The organism is Isoptericola sp. NPDC019693 (assembly GCF_044389085.1).
Taxonomy (GTDB): domain Bacteria; phylum Actinomycetota; class Actinomycetes; order Actinomycetales; family Cellulomonadaceae; genus Isoptericola.
Genome location: NZ_JBIRXP010000003.1, coordinates 165,854 through 183,347, shown reverse-complemented (window position 1 = coordinate 183,347; position 17,494 = coordinate 165,854). Strand labels below are relative to the sequence as shown.

The 17,494-nt window shown below is 73.9% G+C and carries 14 protein-coding genes; 5 read left to right on the top strand and 9 right to left on the bottom strand.

The annotated features are described in order from the left end of the window. Positions 1-23: 23 nt before the first annotated feature. Entirely contained in the window at positions 24-386 is a 363-nt protein-coding gene (locus ACH436_RS09940) for an NADH-quinone oxidoreductase subunit A (RefSeq protein ID WP_430560041.1), read from the bottom strand. 88 nt (positions 387-474) lie between these two features. Next, positions 475-1,788, bottom strand: a complete 1,314-nt coding sequence (locus ACH436_RS09935) for a geranylgeranyl reductase family protein (RefSeq protein WP_430560040.1) — start codon at positions 1,786-1,788, stop codon at positions 475-477. Between the two features lie 353 nt (positions 1,789-2,141). Between ACH436_RS09935 and ACH436_RS09930 the strand changes: the two genes are divergently transcribed. Next, entirely contained in the window at positions 2,142-2,357 is a 216-nt protein-coding gene (locus ACH436_RS09930) for a YtxH domain-containing protein (RefSeq protein WP_430560039.1), read from the top strand. An 81-nt stretch (positions 2,358-2,438) separates the two neighbouring features. Here ACH436_RS09930 and ACH436_RS09925 read toward each other — a convergent pair whose 3' ends face one another. Together ACH436_RS09925 and ACH436_RS09920 are read right to left on the bottom strand one after the other, a co-directional pair. Further along, positions 2,439-3,761 carry an MFS transporter gene (locus ACH436_RS09925; RefSeq protein WP_430560038.1) on the bottom strand — a complete coding sequence of 441 codons (1,323 nt, stop codon included), beginning with the start codon at positions 3,759-3,761 and terminating at the stop codon, positions 2,439-2,441. Between the two features lie 198 nt (positions 3,762-3,959). Further along, the gene (locus tag ACH436_RS09920; RefSeq protein ID WP_430560037.1) at positions 3,960-4,655 is read right to left on the bottom strand and encodes a demethylmenaquinone methyltransferase; all 696 of its coding nucleotides are present in this window, start codon (positions 4,653-4,655) and stop codon (positions 3,960-3,962) included. Between the two features lie 237 nt (positions 4,656-4,892). On the opposite strand from ACH436_RS09920, the gene ACH436_RS09915 reads away from it, so the two are divergent. The 3 genes from ACH436_RS09915 to ACH436_RS09905 all read left to right on the top strand — a co-directional run bounded on the left by ACH436_RS09915 (position 4,893) and on the right by ACH436_RS09905 (position 9,401). After that, positions 4,893-6,248: an 8-oxoguanine deaminase gene (locus ACH436_RS09915; protein WP_430560036.1), complete on the top strand. Its 1,356-nt coding sequence runs from the start codon at positions 4,893-4,895 to the stop codon at positions 6,246-6,248. Between the two features lie 166 nt (positions 6,249-6,414). Then, positions 6,415-7,896, top strand: a complete 1,482-nt coding sequence (locus ACH436_RS09910) for a nucleobase:cation symporter-2 family protein (protein ID WP_430560035.1) — start codon at positions 6,415-6,417, stop codon at positions 7,894-7,896. 80 nt (positions 7,897-7,976) lie between these two features. Continuing rightward, entirely contained in the window at positions 7,977-9,401 is a 1,425-nt protein-coding gene (locus ACH436_RS09905; RefSeq protein ID WP_430560034.1) for an isochorismate synthase MenF, read from the top strand. A 212-nt stretch (positions 9,402-9,613) separates the two neighbouring features. On the opposite strand, the gene ACH436_RS09900 is transcribed toward ACH436_RS09905, so the two are convergent. Together ACH436_RS09900 and ACH436_RS09895 are read right to left on the bottom strand one after the other, a co-directional pair. Next, positions 9,614-11,248 carry a DUF6114 domain-containing protein gene (locus ACH436_RS09900; RefSeq protein WP_430560033.1) on the bottom strand — a complete coding sequence of 545 codons (1,635 nt, stop codon included), beginning with the start codon at positions 11,246-11,248 and terminating at the stop codon, positions 9,614-9,616. A 28-nt stretch (positions 11,249-11,276) separates the two neighbouring features. Next, positions 11,277-11,867, bottom strand: a complete 591-nt coding sequence (locus tag ACH436_RS09895; protein WP_430560032.1) for a DUF6230 family protein — start codon at positions 11,865-11,867, stop codon at positions 11,277-11,279. Positions 11,868-12,022: 155 nt separating this feature from the next. Here ACH436_RS09895 and ACH436_RS09890 point away from each other — a divergent pair, with 155 nt between their 5' ends. Next, a complete protein-coding gene (locus ACH436_RS09890; protein WP_430560031.1) occupies positions 12,023-12,622 on the top strand; it encodes a TetR/AcrR family transcriptional regulator in 600 nt (199 codons plus the stop codon). Between the two features lie 124 nt (positions 12,623-12,746). On the opposite strand, the gene ACH436_RS09885 is transcribed toward ACH436_RS09890, so the two are convergent. From ACH436_RS09885 to ACH436_RS09875, 3 genes are all read right to left on the bottom strand, one after another. After that, the gene (locus tag ACH436_RS09885) at positions 12,747-14,522 is read right to left on the bottom strand and encodes a S1C family serine protease (protein WP_430560030.1); all 1,776 of its coding nucleotides are present in this window, start codon (positions 14,520-14,522) and stop codon (positions 12,747-12,749) included. Between the two features lie 96 nt (positions 14,523-14,618). Next, positions 14,619-16,457 carry a 2-succinyl-5-enolpyruvyl-6-hydroxy-3-cyclohexene-1-carboxylic-acid synthase gene (gene menD, locus ACH436_RS09880; protein ID WP_430560029.1) on the bottom strand — a complete coding sequence of 613 codons (1,839 nt, stop codon included), beginning with the start codon at positions 16,455-16,457 and terminating at the stop codon, positions 14,619-14,621. Then, positions 16,454-17,470, bottom strand: coding sequence for an o-succinylbenzoate synthase (locus tag ACH436_RS09875; protein WP_430560028.1), 1,017 nt, complete (start codon positions 17,468-17,470; stop codon positions 16,454-16,456). The genes menD and ACH436_RS09875 overlap by 4 nt, the downstream gene beginning before the upstream one ends. Positions 17,471-17,494 lie beyond the last annotated feature (24 nt).

Genomic DNA, 17,494 nt, shown 5'->3' with positions numbered 1-17,494 from the left:
TGGTGCTGGTCGTGCGCCCGGGACTAGACCCAGGTGAGGCCGCCGCGCCGCCACTCGTAGACGAACGGCACGGTGATGAGTGCGAGGAACGTGAGCATCGCGACCAGGCCGAAGCCGGCCAGCACGGCGAAGTCCACCGCCCACGGGTAGAGGAAGACCACCTCGATGTCGAAGACGATGAACGTCATCGCCACCAGGTAGTACTTGACCGGCAGCCGCCCGCCGCCGACGGCGTGCGGCGTCGGCTCGATGCCGCACTCGTAGGCGTCGAGCTTGGCCCGGTTGTAGCGCTTGGGCCCGATGACGGCGCTCGCCGCCACGCCGCCGATGGCGAGCACGAGCGCCACGCCCATCAGCATGAGGACCGGCACGTACGGGTTCGTCATCGCGTCCCTCCCGTCCGCGCGGGGGCGCCGCGTCCGTCCGCGCGTTCGACCTCGTGCATCTCGACCACTCCCTTGTGCTCGTGTGCGCTCATGCCGCCGGGACCACCCTGGTGAGCCCCGCGATGACCCGGTCCACCCAGTCACCGCCGCGCGGCTCGTAGCAGTCGGACAGCAGCTTGAGCACGAACCGCATGACCACCGGCCGCGGCAGCCCGTACCGCACGCAGATCCGCATGATCTGCGGGTGCTCGATGAGCCGCACGAACCAGCGGCCCAGCGTGTAGTAGCCGCCCAGGTCGGCCCGCATCCGGTCCGCGTAGGAGGCGAGGGTCCGCTCGCGCGCGTCGTCCGTGGCGCGGGTGCGCGCCTGGGCGATCGCGTCGGCCGCGACCCGGCCCGCCTGGAGGGCGTAGGCGATGCCCTCGCCGTTGAACGGGCTGACCATGCCGGCCGCGTCGCCCACCAGCACCGCGCCGTCGCGGTAGAGCGGGCTGCGGTTGAAGCCCATCGGCAGGGCCGCGCCACGGACCGGCCCCACCTGGTTCTCGGGGGTGAACCCCCACTCGGCGGGGGTGTGGCGCATCCAGGCCTGCATCATGCCCTTGTAGTCATGTCCGTTCGCGGACTGGCGGGCGGGCGTGGAGCTCACGGAGCCGAGGCCGACGTTGGCCGTGCCGTCCCCGAGCGCGAAGATCCAGCCGTACCCGGGCAGGAGGTTCGACGCCCCGGGCGCGCCGTCCCACAGCTCGAGGTGCGACTCCATCCACGCGTCCTCGTGCCGGGAGGTGCCCTCGGTGCGGAAGTAGGTGCGCACCGCCGTGCCGAGCGGGCGGTCGTCGCGGCGCGTGATGCCGAGTCCCGTGGCGAACCGGGAGGACACGCCGTCGGCCGCGACGACGACGGGCGCCCGGTACGTCGTCCCGGCACCGTCGGCACGGCCGCGGCCGTCGAGCGACTGCGCCCGCACGCCGACCACCCGGCCGTCGCGCTCGTCGAGGAGCGGGCCGGTCACCTTGGTGCGCTCGAGGAGCTTGGCCCCGCTCGCCTGCGCGTGCTGCGCCAGGCGGTGGTCGAGCGACATGCGCGAGCGCGCCATGCCGTAGCCGGGGTACGAGTCGAGGTCGGGCCAGGGCAGCTCCCACGACCGGGCGCCGGCGACCACGCGCAGCCCCTCGTTGCGGATCCAGCCGTCCTCCGCGCGGGTGCCGAGCCCCATGCGGGCCAGCTCGCCGACGGCACGGGGCGTCAGGCCGTCGCCGCACACCTTGTCGCGGGGGAACGAGGCCTTGTCGAGCAGGAGCACGTCGAGGCCTGCGGCGGCGCACCAGTGGGCCGTGGACGAACCGGCCGGGCCGGCGCCCACGACGATGACGTCGGCGTCGTCGACGCGACCTGACCGCACGTGCTCACCTCGCTCCCTCGAGCGCCCCGGCGACGGTGCCGGAGTCGATTTGTGAACCCCATCACAACTCTTGCGAGCACTCTAGTCACGTTCTGGCGGCGCTGTGTAGGAAGGTAACCCTTCCTTCGCCAGGTGGCGGCCCGCCGAGCCGCGGGACGACGCGTCCCCGCAGGTCCGGGAGGGTCCCGCCGTCGGCATGTCGCGGGGTGCGTACGACGGCGGTCGTGCCTACGGTCGTGCGCACGACCCACGACCGGACCGGCGGGACGACCGCCGGCAACGACCCTCGCACGACCCACCGGCACGACCCAACGGCACGACCCAACGGCACGACCCACGAGGAGGCGCGACACATGAAGGCAGGACCGGCATTCGTCGTCGGCGCGGCGCTCGGCTACCTGTTCGGCACCGAGAAGGGCCGGCAGCAGCTCGACAAGGCCAAGGACTGGGCCACGGAGACCTGGAACGACCCGCGCGTGCAGGCCAAGGTCTCCGACGTCACGAGCAGCGTGACCGAGTTCGCCAAGGAGCAGGGCGCCGCCCTCAAGGACCGCACGACCGGGCCCTGAGCTCCCGTCGAGGCCGCAGTTCGGGTTCGTGGCGGCAGTTCGAACTGCCGCCACGAACCCGAACTGCCGTCGTGAGCGAGATCAGCGCGTGGGCACGGCCTCCGCGTCGTCGAGGTCGGCGCCGTAGCGCTCCTTCTCGATCTCCTCGAGGCTCTTGCCCGCGGTGTCGGGCGTCCAGACGACGCCGATCACCAGCGAGGCGACGAGGAGCGCCACCATGATCCCGCCGACGAACGGCACGCCCTGCTCGGCGAGCATGGTCGGGAACAGGTAGCTCAGCAGGCCGACCGCGATGCGCGCGACGAAGAAGAGCACGCCCTGGGCCGACGCGCGGTACGCCGTGGCGAAGAGCTCCGCGGTCCACAGCGCGTAGAACGCCTGGGCACCGATGCCGGCGGACACGCCCCACAGGACCGCGTACGCGATGAGCAGGGGCATCGAGACGTGCGGGACGAACGCGAGGATCATCCACGCCGCGACGGCCATCGCCGCGCCGACGCCGTACAGCAGCCGGCGGCTCACCCGGTCGCCGTACCTCATGAAGCCCCAGAAGGTGGCCGCCGACGTCAGGCCCCAGACGAGCACCTGCAGCAGGTTCTGCGCCACGGCGCTCTCGACGCCGGCCGTCTGGTACACGCGCGGCATGAAGATGCCGGCCTGCCCGGCCACCGTGTTCCACAGGGCGTAGACGCCGACGAGGAACAGCAGGGCCTTGACGTTCTGCGGGTGCGAGATCAGCTCGCGGAAGCCGCGGCGCCTGCGGCCGAGGGCCACCTGCTTGGCGTTCGACTCCTTCCAGACGTCCGACTCCGCCAGCCCGCGCCGCACCCACCAGGTGACGAACGCGATGACGAACAGGTGCGCGAAGATGATGCGGCTGCCCAGCAGGCCGAGCGGGACCAGCGCGGTCGCGAGCACGAAGCCCACGAACGGCCCGAGCGACCACGCGAGCTGGGCCGTGCCGACGTGCTTGGCCCGCTGGTCGTCGGGGGCCTCCTCCGCGATGTACGTCCACGCCACCGGCACGCCGGCGCCGACCGCGATGCCCGTGAGCACGATGCCGGTGAACAGCATCCACGGAGCGCCCGCGAAGATGATGAACGCCGTACCGAGCATGTACAGCAGCAGGTCGTAGGTGTAGATGAACTTGCGCCCGTACCGGTCGCCGAGCGGCCCGCCGATCATCGCGCCCACGGCGGCGCCGAACGCGTTGGCGCTGAGGGCCGCGGCGAGCCCGATGGCCAGGTTGCTCAGCCCGAAGTGCTCCTGCCAGAGCGTGAGGCTGGTGGCGAGCGCGATGATCGAGCCCGCCTCGATGTAGTTGGACATCGCGACCGCGACCGTCGCCCGGTAGCCGTGCAGTCGGGAGCCTCCGCCCGCCGTCGCGCTGTGTGGTGTCGTCATCGACCGTGCCTTCCCTGCGTACGCCGTCGTGCTGAACGTCGTCTTTGAATCGTTTCAGGATCGCAGCGACGATACGCCGGGGCCCGCGCGGGCGTCAAAGAGCCAGGTCCCGACCGCTCGGCGCGGCACTTCGCGTTCGCGGCGGCAGCTCGAACTGCCGCCCTCGGCACGAACTGCCGCGCCGAGCGATGGGGAAGGTCAGGCCGGGCGGACGGCCCGGTGCAGCGCCACGATGCCGCCGGTGAGGTTGCGGTAGGACACGCGGTCCCAGCCGGCGTCGAGGAGCCGACGGCCGAGGGCGGCCTGGTCGGGCCAGCTGCGGATGGACTCGGCGAGGTAGTCGTACGACCCGCGGTCGCGCGTCACCGCGCCCGCCACCACGGGCAGGGCACGCATGAGGTACTCCATGTACACCGTGCGGAACGGGGCCCACGTCGGCGTGGAGAACTCGCAGATCACCACGCGCCCGCCGGGCCGCACCACGCGCAGCATCTCGCGCAGCGCCGCGTCGGTGTCGACGACGTTGCGCAGCCCGAAGCTGATCGTCACCGCGTCGAACGCGCCGTCCGCGAACGGCAGCCGGGTCGCGTCGCCCGCGACGAACGGCAGGTCCGGGCGGCGCTCCTTGCCCACGGCCAGCATGCCGAGGCTGAAGTCGGACGGCACCACCAGCGCGCCGTCGGCGGCGAACGGCTCGCTCGACGTCCCCGTGCCGGCCGCGAGGTCGAGCACCCGCTCGCCCGGCACGGCGGCCACGGCGTCGACCACCGCGCGCCGCCAGCGCCGGTCCTGGCCCAGCGAGACGAGGTCGTTGACGAGGTCGTAGCGCTTCGCGATCCCGTCGAACATCGACGCGACCTCGGCGGGCTTCTTCTCCAGGCTGGCTCGGGACATGGACGTCATCGTCGCACGCGGGCCCGCCTCCCCGGCCGCAGGGGGGCGCCGCCGCACCGCTCCGCGGACGGGCGTCCGACGACCGTCTCCGCGCGCCCGTTGCCGGCGCGGCCGCGGTGACCTAGCGTCCAGGGCGAGGACGGCGCGGTGCCGTCGCTCCCTGGATCGGCAGACAGGACCACTGAGCCGGCGCGACGCGGCGCCGCTCTCCGGGACGCCGCCGCCGAGGAGGCACCGATGAGCACCTGGATCAAGAACCCGCTGGCCGTCTTCACCGCCGACGACGCGCCCGACGCTCCTGACGCGCGGGGCGGCGTCGTCGTCACCGACGGCGTGATCACCGAGCTGGTCGCGGCGGGGGCGAGCCCGTCGACCCCGGTCGGGGAGACGTTCGACGCGTCCGAGCACGTCGTCACGCCCGGCCTGATCAACACCCACCATCACTTCTACCAGACCCTCACGCGCGCCTGGGGTCCGGTCGCCGACGCCGAGCTGTTCCCCTGGCTCACCACGCTCTACCCGGTCTGGGCACGGCTGACGCCGCGGGCCCACGAGCTCGCGACCAGGGTGGCGCTCACCGAGCTCCTGCTGTCGGGCTGCACGACCGCGGCGGACCACCACTACGTGTTCCCGGCGGGCCTGGACGACGCCATCGACCTCCAGGTGACGGCGGTCCGCGAGCTGGGGATGCGCGCCACGCTCACCCGCGGCTCGATGACGCTCGGCGTGGACGACGGCGGCCTGCCGCCCCAGTCGGTGGTGCAGGACCCGGACACCATCCTCGCCGACTCCGAGCGGCTGATCTCCGCCTACCACGAGCGGGGCGCCGGGGCGCGGGTCCAGATCGCGCTCGCGCCCTGCTCGCCGTTCTCGGTGACGCCGGAGACCATGCGCGACACGGCGGACCTGGCCGAGCGCCACGACGTGCGCCTGCACACGCACCTGGCCGAGACGATCGACGAGGAGGAATTCCTGCGCGAGCGGTTCGGCATGCGCACCGTGGACTACCTCGAGTCGGTCGGCTGGCTCACCGACCGGACCTGGCTGGGTCACGGCATCCATTTCGACGACGCGGAGATCGCCCGGCTCGGGGCGGCGGGCACGGGTGTGGCGCACTGCCCGACGTCGAACATGCGGCTCGCGTCCGGCACGGCCCGCGTCCTGGAGCTGGAGGACGCCGGCGCCCCGGTCGGCCTGGGCGTCGACGGCTCGGCGTCGAACGACGCGTCGACGATGATGCCCGAGGCCCGCCAGGCGCTGTACCTGCAGCGGCTCAGGTACGGTGCCTCGGTTCCCGTGGCCCGCGCCCTCGGCTGGGCCACGCGCGGCTCGGCCCGCGTGCTGGGCCGCGACGACCTCGGCGTGCTCGGCGTCGGCAAGCAGGCCGACCTCGCGCTGTGGCGCATGGACGAGCCGCGCTTCTCCGGATCGCACGACCCGGTGGCGGCGCTGCTGCTGTGCGGCGCCGACCGCGCCGACCGGGTGATGGTCGGCGGCGAGTGGCGCGTCACGGACGGCGCCGTGGTCGGCCTCGACCTGCCCGCGCTGCTGGCCGAGCACCGCGAGGCGGCGCGCCGGCTCGTGGCGGGCTGACCCCGCACCCGGCGAGCACCGACCTGCACCGGCCCTGCACCGCCCGGCACCGAGCAGTTCCGTCCCCTAGAAGGGTTGACATCGCCGACCCGCGCCGGTCGAATAGTGGAATGCTTCTTCCGTACATCGGAAGATAGGCCCTTGATAGCGCACGAGGAGGTCCGCTATGTCACGGTCCGCACCCACCCGCCCGGCGACCGGTCCCGCACGTCCCGAGGACGAGCGCCTGCCGATCGGCGCCACGTTCGGGTACGGCTTCCAGCACGTCCTGACGATGTACGGCGGCATCATCGCGCCACCGCTCATCGTGGGCGGTGCCGCAGGCCTCACCTCGGCGGAGATCGGCACGCTCATCGCCGCCTCGCTCTTCATGGGCGGGCTCGCGACGATCCTGCAGACGGTCGGGATCCCGTTCTTCGGCTCCCGGCTCCCGCTCGTGCAGGGGGTGTCGTTCGCGGGCGTCTCCACCATGGTCGCGATCGTCGGCGGCGGGGGCGGCATCCCCGCGGTCCTCGGGGCGGTGCTCGTCGCGTCGGCGATCGGGTTCCTCATCGCGCCGTTCTTCGCCCAGATCATCAGGTTCTTCCCGCCCGTGGTCACCGGCGTCGTCATCACGACGATCGGCCTGACCCTCATGCCGGTGGCGGCGAACTGGGCGATGGGCGGGGACGCGGAGGCGCCCGACTACGGCTCGGTGAGCAACATCGGGCTCGCCTTCGGCACCTTCGCGATCGTCATCCTGCTGTCCAAGGTGGGCTCCGGCGTCGTCTCGCGGCTGTCGATCCTCATCGCGATCGTGGCGGGCACGCTCATCGCGCTCGCGCTCGGGATGGCGGACTTCTCCGGGGTCGGCGAGGGGCCGGTCTTCGCGTTCCCGACGCCGTTCAGCTTCGGCGCCCCGACGTTCGAGATCGCCGCCATCGTGTCGATGCTCATCGTCATCCTCGTGACGCTCACGGAGACGACGGCGGACATCATCGCCGTCGGCGAGATCGTCGGCACCAAGGTGGACCGCAAGCGGATCGCCGACGGGCTGCGCGCCGACATGGCGTCGTCCGTCGTCTCCCCCGTCCTCGGCTCCTTCACGCAGTCCGCGTTCGCCCAGAACGTGGGCCTGGTCGCGATCACCGGGGTGAAGTCGCGCTTCGTCGTCTCGGCCGGCGGCGTGATCCTCGTGGTTCTCGGCCTGCTGCCCGTGCTGGGCCGCGTCGTGGCCGCCGTCCCGACCCCCGTGCTCGGCGGCGCCGGCGTGGTGCTGTTCGGCTCGGTGGCGGCGTCGGGCATCCGCACCCTGGCCAAGGTCGACTACAAGAACTCGATGAACCTCATCATCGTGGCGGCGTCGATCTCGTTCGGCATGGTCCCGATCGCCAAGCCCGACTTCTACGACCAGTTCCCCACGTGGTTCGGCACCATCTTCCACTCGGGGATCAGCTCGGCCGCGCTCATGGCGATCCTGCTGAACATCCTGTTCAACCACATCAAGGCCGGCACGCCCGAGAACCCGTCGGTCTTCGTCAAGGGGACCGCGAGCAAGGCCGTCGACGACGACCAGCTCGACGACCTCGCGGACGACGGCGTGCTCAACCGCTCGACCCGGCCCCGGACCGCGGCGGACGAGCGCCACGACGGTGCGGCGACCACGTGACCTCGCCCCACGCGTGAGGCATCGGTGAGAAGCGCACCGTGAGCGGGGCGTGGCGGGTCGTCGGGCGTACTCTGGAGCCGATGTCCGCCACGCCCCTGCCGGCGCCGCGCCCCCGTCCGGGCACGACCACAGGCACCAGCCCCGATCCCGCGACAGCGCCGGCCACGGAGCCCCTCGCGCTCCTGGTCCGCACCACCCGGATCGACGACCTGCCGGGCGGCCTCACCGCCCTCGTCGACCTCCTGCCGGACACCCGCCCGCTGAGCTGGGTGCGCCGAGGGGACGGCATCGTCGGCTGGGGCGAGGCGCTCCGCTTCGACACCTTCGGCCCGGGCCGGTTCGCCGACGCCGAGGCCGCCTGGCAGGCCACCCTCCAGCGGGCGGTCGTACGCGACGACGTGCGCCTGCCCGGCACCGGCCCCGTCGCGTTCGGCACGTTCGCGTTCGACGACGCCGGCCAGCTCGACGACCAGGACGGCGACGACGCCGGCCATCCCCGGCCCGACGGGTCGCTCGTCGTGCCGCGCGTCGTCGTCGGGCGGCGTGCGGGCGTCACCTGGATGACCACCATCACCCCCGGCGCGAGCCTCGACGCCGCCCCCGGCACCGCCGCGCTGCACCGCGAGCCGCGCGCGGACGTCACCGCGCCCGGCCGGGTCCGCTTCGCCGACGGCGCGGTCGCCGCCGCCGACTGGCCCGCCGTCGTGCGCGAGGGCGTCGCCCGCATCCAGTCGGGCGCGCTCGAGAAGGTGGTGCTGGCGCGCGACGTGCTCGCCACCACCGAGCACCCCCTGGACCCGCGCTGGCTGCTGCGCCGGCTCGCCGACCGCTACGCCGCCTGCTGGACGTTCTCCGTCTCCGGCATGGTCGGCGCCACCCCCGAGCTGCTGGTGCGCAGTGAGAAGGGGCTCGTCACGTCCCGCGTGCTGGCCGGCACCATCCGCCGCGAGGCCGGGATGTCCGACGACGACGCCCTGCTGCACGCGGCCCAGCTCGCCCGGTCCTCCAAGGACCTCGAGGAGCACGAGTACGCCGTGCGTTCCGTGGCGGCCGCGCTCGAGCCGTTCTGCTCGTCGATGAACGTGCCGGACGCCCCGTTCGTGCTGCACCTGCCGAACGTCATGCACCTGGCGTCCGACGTGACGGGCGTCCTCGACCGGGGGCGCGACGCCGCCGGGCGCGCGCCGTCGTCGCTCACGCTGGCCGCAGCGCTGCACCCGTCGGCCGCCGTCTGCGGCACGCCCACGAACGTGGCCCGCGACCTCATCCGCGAGATCGAGGGGATGGACAGGTCCCGCTATGCCGGTCCCGTGGGGTGGGTCGGCGCCGACGGCGACGGCGAGTGGGGCATCGCGCTGCGGTCCGCCGAGCTCTCGGCGGCCGACCCGCGGCACGTGCGCCTCTTCGCCGGCTGCGGCATCGTCGCCGCCTCCGACCCGGAGGCCGAGCTCGCCGAGTCCGAGGCGAAGCTCGTGCCCATGCGGTGGGCGCTCGGCGCCGACTGACCCCGATGCCGAGGTAGTCCGAGAGCTGCCGAGGTAGTTCGAAAAACGCCGAGGTAGTCCGAGAAACGACGAGGTAGTTCGCGTGTCGACGGGCGGCGGACCGGTCGCGCCCCGTTGCGAACTACCTCGTCGTTCTTCGAACTACCTCGGCGGGTCTGGAACTACCTCGGCGGGTCTGGAACTACCTCGGCGGGTCTGGAACTACCTCGTGGTCATTCCTCCCAGACCTGCTCGCGGAACTGCGACCAGACCTGCTTGTCCGACGTCGCGCCCATGAGGCCGATCCGCGCGTCGGTGAGGCCGAGCAGCAGCTCGACCGGCGACGCACCCGCCGCGATCTTCTCGCCCAGCTCGGCCCAGTCGTCGCCGTCGGGCAGGTCCGCGTGAATGGAGGAGATGTACATCTGGGCGTCGCCCTCCATGGACACGTAGTCCGCGTCGGTGACCGTGCCGCCGACGGTGCCGTCGTTCTCGGCGTAGGTCTTGAGCCAGAAGCCGGGGACCTTGACGGAGTCGACGCTGATCCGCAGCGCGTCACGACGGGGCCCGTCGTTCGTCACCGGCACGTTGACCACGTCGATCCCGTTGATGCCGGTGAGCGGCAGCTGCAGGTCCCGCGTCTCGAGCTCGCCGTCCTGGGAGAAGACGTTCGCGTCCACGCGCGTGCCGCAGTCGCCCGGCAGCGCGACGTTGATGTCGTACTCGCCGCCGAACGTGATCCGCGCGCAGGGCCCGAGCTCAAGCCTGAACTCCTCCTCGACGTCCTCCTGGGCCTGCTCGTCGGCCGGGGTGTCGTCGTCCGCCGCGGCGTCCTCGCCGCCCTCGCCGCCCTCGCCGTCCTTGCCCGCGTCCTGGCCGTCGCCCTCGTCCTGCGCTGCGCCGCCACCCGCGGCGGCCTCGCCCTCCGTGCCGCTCGGCGCGGCGGTCTCCGCACCGTCGTCGGCGCCACCCTCAGCACCACCGTCGGCGCCACCGTCGTCGGCCGCGCCTCCCGTCGCACCGTCGGTGCCGTCGCTCGCACCCTCCGAGGCGGACGGCGTGGGGCTGGGCGTCGGCTCGGCCTCGTCGTCGCCGCCGCAGGCCCACTCGAGCCAGCCCAGCGGGTCCCAGCAGTCCGACGCCGCGCTCACCTGCGACGCCGGCGCAGCCACGGCCCCGACCGCCGTCGTGCCCGGTCCCCCGAGGGCGAGCACGGCGACCGCGGCGATGACGGCCACGTGCCGCCCACCGCGAGCCGGCTGCTCGTCGAACGGCAGGAGCTCGGCGAGGCCGACCTCCTGCGGCTCGGCGCGCGGGTCCGCCGGCACCGCGGCGACGCCCGGCGCCTCGTCCGTCGACGGCGCCGCCTCGGCTTCCTCGGTGTCTTCGGCGTTCTCGGCTTCCTCGGCGGCCTGCCGCGGCATCCAGGACACCGTGAGGATGCCGCCGACCACGCCGAGGACCATGCCGACGCCGAAGCCGCCCAGGTTGACCCCGAGCAGCGAGTAGACCGAGACGGCCAGCATGATGACGCCGTAGAACACCCGGTGCTGCGCCTGCGCCATCACCAGGGCGCCCACGAGGACGAGTGCCACGGGGAGCAGCGTCGACTGCATGCCCTCGATGCCGAGCTGGATCTCGAAGTTGTCGATCTGCAGCCGGCCCGAGAACCACAGCACCAGGCCGGACAGGATCGCCAGCGTGCCGCCCCAGAAGGGCCGGCCCCTCCGCCAGGCGGCGAACCGCTGGCGGCGGGTGGCCGACCTCTCCGGGGACGCGGCCGTGGCCCGTTCCGCGGTCGGCGCCCCGGTGGACCCCGCGGAGGGCTCGGGGGACGCCTCGGGGATCGAGGTGTTCTCGTCGCTCACGCCTGGTCTCCCTGGTCGCCGGAGCCGCTCAGAAGCACTCGGTGCCGTCGGAGATCTTCAGGTGCAGGTCGGTCAGCGTGAAGACGGCGGCCGACGTGCTCGACGAGACCTGCTTGAGGTCGTCGATGGTGATGGCGTCGGAGTCCATGGCGAAGTCGCCCTTGCTCCCGTGCGCCTTGGTGTTCACGGTGGACGCGTCGACGCCGATCCGGATCTGGTTGAACTGCGCGGTGCCGCGCAGGTCGCTCATGCCGATCTGCAGGTCGGTCGCCTTGACCGGGTTCTTCGGGTCGGTGCCCGCGGAGATGAGCAGGCCCAGCGGCATGCCGGGGACCTTCACCGACTGGCACAGGTTGTGCAGCGTGGCGTCCTTGATGTTGGCGATCGCCACGGGGCTCGACTTGCCGTCCGCGTCCTTGGCCTCGCCGGCGTACTGCGAGAAGCCGGTCCCGTCGAGCTTGTCCGCCGAGATCTTGAACTGCTGGCCCGAGATCGCCATCGACACCGGCACGGCGCCCTGGGCGACGCCGCCCATGAGGACACCGATCACCGCCACCGTCGGGACCGCCGCGAGCACGGCACGGCCTCGACGCGTGCGCGTCAGTGCGCTGAGCTTCATTTCCCCTCCAACAGACGACGTGGCGACCCCTGTGTCGCCGACGAGTCGCGACGGTACGCCCGTTACTGAGGCGACGTCAATAGGACTGGTTGCCCGCGGCGCTCTCACCCGGTCCGCAACCCCGTCACCTCGCACGACGGCCATATGCTCGGTGCATGGCAGCCGCGCGACGCACCCGGATGAGCCCCGACGAACGCCGTCAGCAGCTCGTCGCGCTCGGGGTGGCGGCGCTGGCCGACCGCCCCCTGGAGGCCGTCACTGTCGAGGACCTGGCCGCGCAGGCCGGCGTCTCCCCCGGCCTCGTGCACTACTACTTCGGCAACCGGCAGGGCCTGCACTCCGCCATCGTCCGCACGGCCCGTGACGCGATGCTGCACGCCACCCAGCCCCGCCCCGAGCTGCCCCCGCGCGAGCGCCTGCGCGACACCCTCGACCGGTTCGTGGAGTTCGTGCACGACCACGACGCCACGTTCTACTCGCTGGTGCGCGGCGCGGCGTCCGGGGACGAGCACGTGCGCGCCACCATCCAGCACGCGCGCGACGTGCTCGCGGGGCACCTGCGCGACGCCTTCCAGCAGATCGGCGTCGCCCCCACCCCCCTGCTCGAGGTCGCGCTGCACTCCTGGATCTCGTTCGCCGAGCAGGCGCTCGTCGAGGCCGCGACCGACCCGGACATCGCCCCGTCCGAGCTCGCCGACTTCCTCGAGCGCAGCGCGCTCGGCGTCCTCGCGGCCCTGCACCCCACCTCCGGCTGACCGGCCGGACCCCGCGCGCGGGCGTCCGTCATCCGCCCGCCGGGCACGCCAGAGCCCCGCGGGCCACGACGGGGAGGGGAGTCGTCGCGAGCCCGCGGGGCTGCTCGGTGCTGTGCAGGTGCGGTCAGTTGCCGCCCTGCAGCAGGTCCTCGAGCCAGCTGGGCAGGTTGCCCGGGTCGGACTGGTCGGAGCCGCCCTGGCCGTCCTGGCCGGACCCGTCCTGACCGTCCTGCCCCTGGCCGTTCTGGTCACCCTGGTTCTGGTCACCCTGGCCGTTCTGGTCGCCCTGGTTGCCGCCCTGGCCCGTCGTCGCCGACTCGTCGCGCACCGCGAGGGTCACGTCGACGGTCTGCGTCTTGCCGTCGCGGACGTAGGTGAGCGTGACCTTCTGGTCCGCCGCCTTCTCCCGGACGTACGCCGTGAGGGACTCGGCGCCGTTCACGGCGTCCTTGTCGATCGCGACGATCACGTCGCCGGCCTGGATCCCGGCGTCGGCCGCCGGCGAACCGGAGGACACGTCGACCACCTGGGCGCCGCGGCGGGTGACGCCGTCGGACGTGGCCGTGGTGTCCTGCATGGTCACGCCGAGGAAGGCGTGCTCCGCCGTGCCGTCCTTGATCAGCTGGTCGGCGATGTTCGTCGCGAGGTTCACCGGGATGGCGAACCCGAGGCCGATCGAGCCGGACTGCCCGCCGGACATGCCGTCCGACATCGTGGCGATCGACGACGTGATGCCGATGACCTGGCCCTGCGCGTTGAACAGGGGGCCGCCGGAGTTGCCCGGGTTGATCGCGGCGTCGATCTGGATCGCGTTGGTGACGACCTGCGTGCTGCCGTCCTCGCCCGACGCCGAGACCGGGCGGTCCACGGCCGAGACGATGCCCGTGGTGGCGGTGTTCGCCAGGCCGAGCGGGTTGCCGACCGCCAGGACGGCGTCGCCCACCGTGACGTCGTCGGACGCGCCGAACGACGCGGGCTTGAGGTCCTCCGGCGGGTTCTTCAGCTTGACGACCGCCAGGTCGGTGGTCGGGTCGGTGCCCACGATGGTGGCCTCGTACAGGCGGCCGTCGGACAGCGTCACCTGGACGGTGTCGTTCTGCGCGCCCGCCACGACGTGGTTGTTGGTGAGGACGTGCCCCTGGTCGTCGTAGATCACGCCGGAGCCCTCGGCGCCGCCGGACTGGCTCTGCACCTGGATGGCGACGACGGACGGGGCGACGGCCGTCGTGACGGCCTCCCAGTTCGGGTTGCTCGAGGTCGAGTTCTTCACCGGCGCCTCGTCGGTGGACTGCGGGGCCGAGCCGACGCTCGCGAGCGACGAGGGGTCGCCCGCGTCGAACGCGCCGGTCGCCGCCGCCGTGCCCAGGCTCGCGAGGACGGCCGCGATGACCGCCGCGCTGGCCACCGGGACCCACACGGAACGCTCGCGCTTCGTGGCGGGCCCGGCGCCAGGGCCGGGCTGCTGGGACGTCTGCCCCAGCGCGTAGGGGTTGCCCGGGCCCTGCCCGTACGGCTGACCCTGCTGCGGGTGCTGGGCCTGCGGGTGCTGGGCCTGCGGGTACGGGTGCTGCTGCGCCTGCTGCTGCGGGTGCTGCGACGCGGAGTACGGCGACCCCGGCGCCATCTGCCCGTAGCGCGGCTGCTGCGCACCGTACTGGTGCTGCGGCGTCTGCTGCGATGCCTGCGGGGCCTGCGGCTGCCCGCTCCCCTGCGTGGGGAGCTGCTGGGTCGGCTGCACGGTGAGGTGCTGGGTGTCCTGCGTGGCCGGCTCCGGCGCGGTGCGGTCCGCGGGGCTGGGCTGCGGGGACTGCTGCGCGTCCTGCTGCTCTGCGGCGCTCTCGCTCCGGTTCGGCTCGTCGGCGCCCGACGGCTGCGGTGCGCCCGGTGTGTCGGTGCTCATGGTGCCCTCCTCGATGTGTGCCTCCAGCAGACCACCTGATCCTGGTCCGCTGCTTGGCTCAACCTGAGAACTTGCTGCGAATCGCATCGTCCCAGGTCAGAGGGTCTCCCGGACGGCGGCGGCGACGCGCGCGGCGAGATCTCGCGTCTCGGCGAGCCGGTCCACCCGGGGCACCCGCACCTCGATGACCTGCACGCCGCGCGTCGGCGCCTGCAGGGCGTGCCGCAGCGAGCCGACGTCGAGCACGAGCTGGTGGTCCACGCCGTAGCCCGCGCACAGGTTCGCGAGGGTGGCGCCGTGCGGCGTGCCGAACACCCGCTCGAACGTGGCCGCCCCGGCGGCGGACGACGCGGCGAGGCCGCCGTGCTCGAGGGTGGCGAAGATGGAGCCGCCGTCGTCGTTCACGACGACGACCTCCAGGTCGACGGGCGGCTCGTGCGGCCCGCGCAGCAGCCCGCCGACGTCGTGCAGGAAGGTGAGGTCGCCGACCAGCGCCCGGGTGCGCAGGCCCTGGCGGGCGGCGGCGTGCGCGACACCGGTGGCGGTCGACACCGTGCCGTCGATGCCGGCGAGACCGCGGTTGGCGAGCACGACGGGCAGGTCGCCGGCCTGCGGGTGGTCGAGCCCGAGGACCAGGTCCAGGTCGCGCACCGGGTTCGAGGACCCGACGACGAGCACGTCGTTCGGCCCGAGCACGGACGCGACGGCCCGCGCGACGGCGAGCCCCGCGAAGGGCGCCGTCGGCAGCCCCGCCGCGACGGACCCGTCCGACGTCGCCGCCTCGACGACGGCCGCCGCCGCGCGCCCTGCGGCCCGCCACCGCGCGAGGAACGCGCTCTCGGCGCCCCCCTCGCGAGCGTCGACGGGCGCCGCGGGCGCCGACCACCGCTCCGCCAGCGCAGGGACGACGAGCTCGGCGTTCCGCGCGGCGTCGGGCCACGGTCCGCCGCCGGGCGCGACGACGGTGACCACGACGTCCGTCCGCCCCAGCAACCGCTGCACCGGGCGCGACAGGGTGGGGCGCCCGAAGACGACGACCTGCTCCACGTCGCGGGTCAGCTCCTCGACCCCGAGCACGGACCGGTACGCCGCCACCGCGTTCGGCCCGCCGCAGGCGCCCGACGACGGCTCCGCGAGCAGAGGCCAGCCCTGCGCCTCGGCGACGTCGCGCGCGACGGGCCCCGCGCCGTCGCCCGCGACGACCAGGGTGCGCGCGGGATCACCGTGCAGCGCCGGGTCGGCGCCGGGCGCGGGGGCGGGCGGGACGACGGTCGCGCGGCGGAAGCCGGGCGGCCAGGTCTCCTCCGCCGGGAGGGGGACGAGCGGCTCCGGCGGGTGCAGCGGGTCGCGGAACGCGAGGTTGACGTGCACGGGGCCAGCGTGCCCGTCGCGCAGCCCCTGGGCCGCGGCGAGCGCCCGGCCGAGCGTGCCGAGCAGGTCGCGCACCTCGCCGTCGCGCCCGTCGGGGGCGGGGACGTCGACGGCGTACCGCACGGCGGCGCCGAAGATCCCGACCTGGTCGGTGGTCTGCGACGCGCCCGTGCCGCGCAGCTCGTGCGGCCGGTCGGCGGCGAGCACCACGAGGGGCACGCCGGTGTGGTGGGCCTCGAGGACCGCAGGGTGCAGGTTGGCGACGGCGGTGCCGGACGTCGTGACGACGGCGACGGGCCGCGGCAGCGCGGCCTGCTCGTCCCCGGCACCCCGCAGCACGGGCTCCGCCCCCCGGGACAGCCCGAGGGCCAGGAAGCCGGCGGACCGCTCGTCGACGCGCACGTGCAGCGTGAGCAGCCCGGCGTCGTCGGCCTCGGCCAGCGCGTAGGCGAGCGGCGCGGACCGCGAGCCGGGCGCCAGCACGACGTCGCGCACCCCCTGGAGCGCGAGGTCGGCCACGACCGCGCGCGCGGCCACGACCGACGGCGGCAGCGGGGCGTTCACGCGGCGTCCTCGAGCAGGGCGGACAGGCGGGCGTGGCGCGCGAGCCACCGCTCCCGGGTCGCCGGGTCGGGCTCGGTCGCCGCGAGGGCCGCGGCGTCGGGGGCCGGTCGGCGCACGGGCAGCGCGCCGTCGACGGGCAGCAGGGGTTCGGCGACGACGTCGTGCACGAGGAGCTGCGACGTCGCGAGGCCGCAGGCGTAGGGCAGCTCCGGCAGGGCAGCGGCGAGCGCGACCCCGGCGGCGAGCCCGACGGACGACTCCAGCGCGGAGGAGACCACGACCGGCAGGCCGACCTGCTCGGCGAGGTCGAGACAGGCGCGCACGCCGCCGAGCGGCTGCACCTTGAGCACGACGACGTCCGCGGCGTCCTCGCGCACCACCCGCAGCGGGTCGGCCGCACGCCGGATCGACTCGTCCGCGGCGACCGGGACGGGCGAGCGCAGCCCGCGCCGGACGGCGGCGAGCTCCGGGACGCTGGCGCAGGGCTGCTCGACGTACTCCAGCCCGCCCGCGGCGGCGTCGAGCACCGGGATGCGTGCGAGCGCCTCGTCGACGTACCAGCCGCCGTTCGCGTCGACCCGGACCGCCCCGACACCGGGGCCGTGCACCTCGTCGAGCGCGGCGCGCACGGCCGCGACCCGGGCCTCCTCGTCCTCAAGGGGTTCCAGGGCGCCCGGGCGTCCGTCGGCGGACGGACCGCGCTGCGCGACCTTCACCTTGGCGGTGCGGCAGCCGCCCGAGGCGAGCACGATCTCCCGCGCCCGCTCCGGGCCGGCGGCGGGCACCGTGACGTTGACCGGCACACGGTCGCGCACCGGGGCGGGGAAGCCGACGTCGGCAGCCTCGCGCGCGGCGCGCAACCACGTGACGGACTCCGCGTCGTCGTAGTCCCAGAACGGGGACAGCTCGCCCCAGCCGGCGTCGCCCCGCAGCAGCAGGCCGTCGCGCACGTCGAGGCCGCGGAACCTGGTGGTCAGCGGGGTGCGGTACACGACTTCACGCAGCAGCTGCACCCGATCAGGTTACTGGCCGGTCGT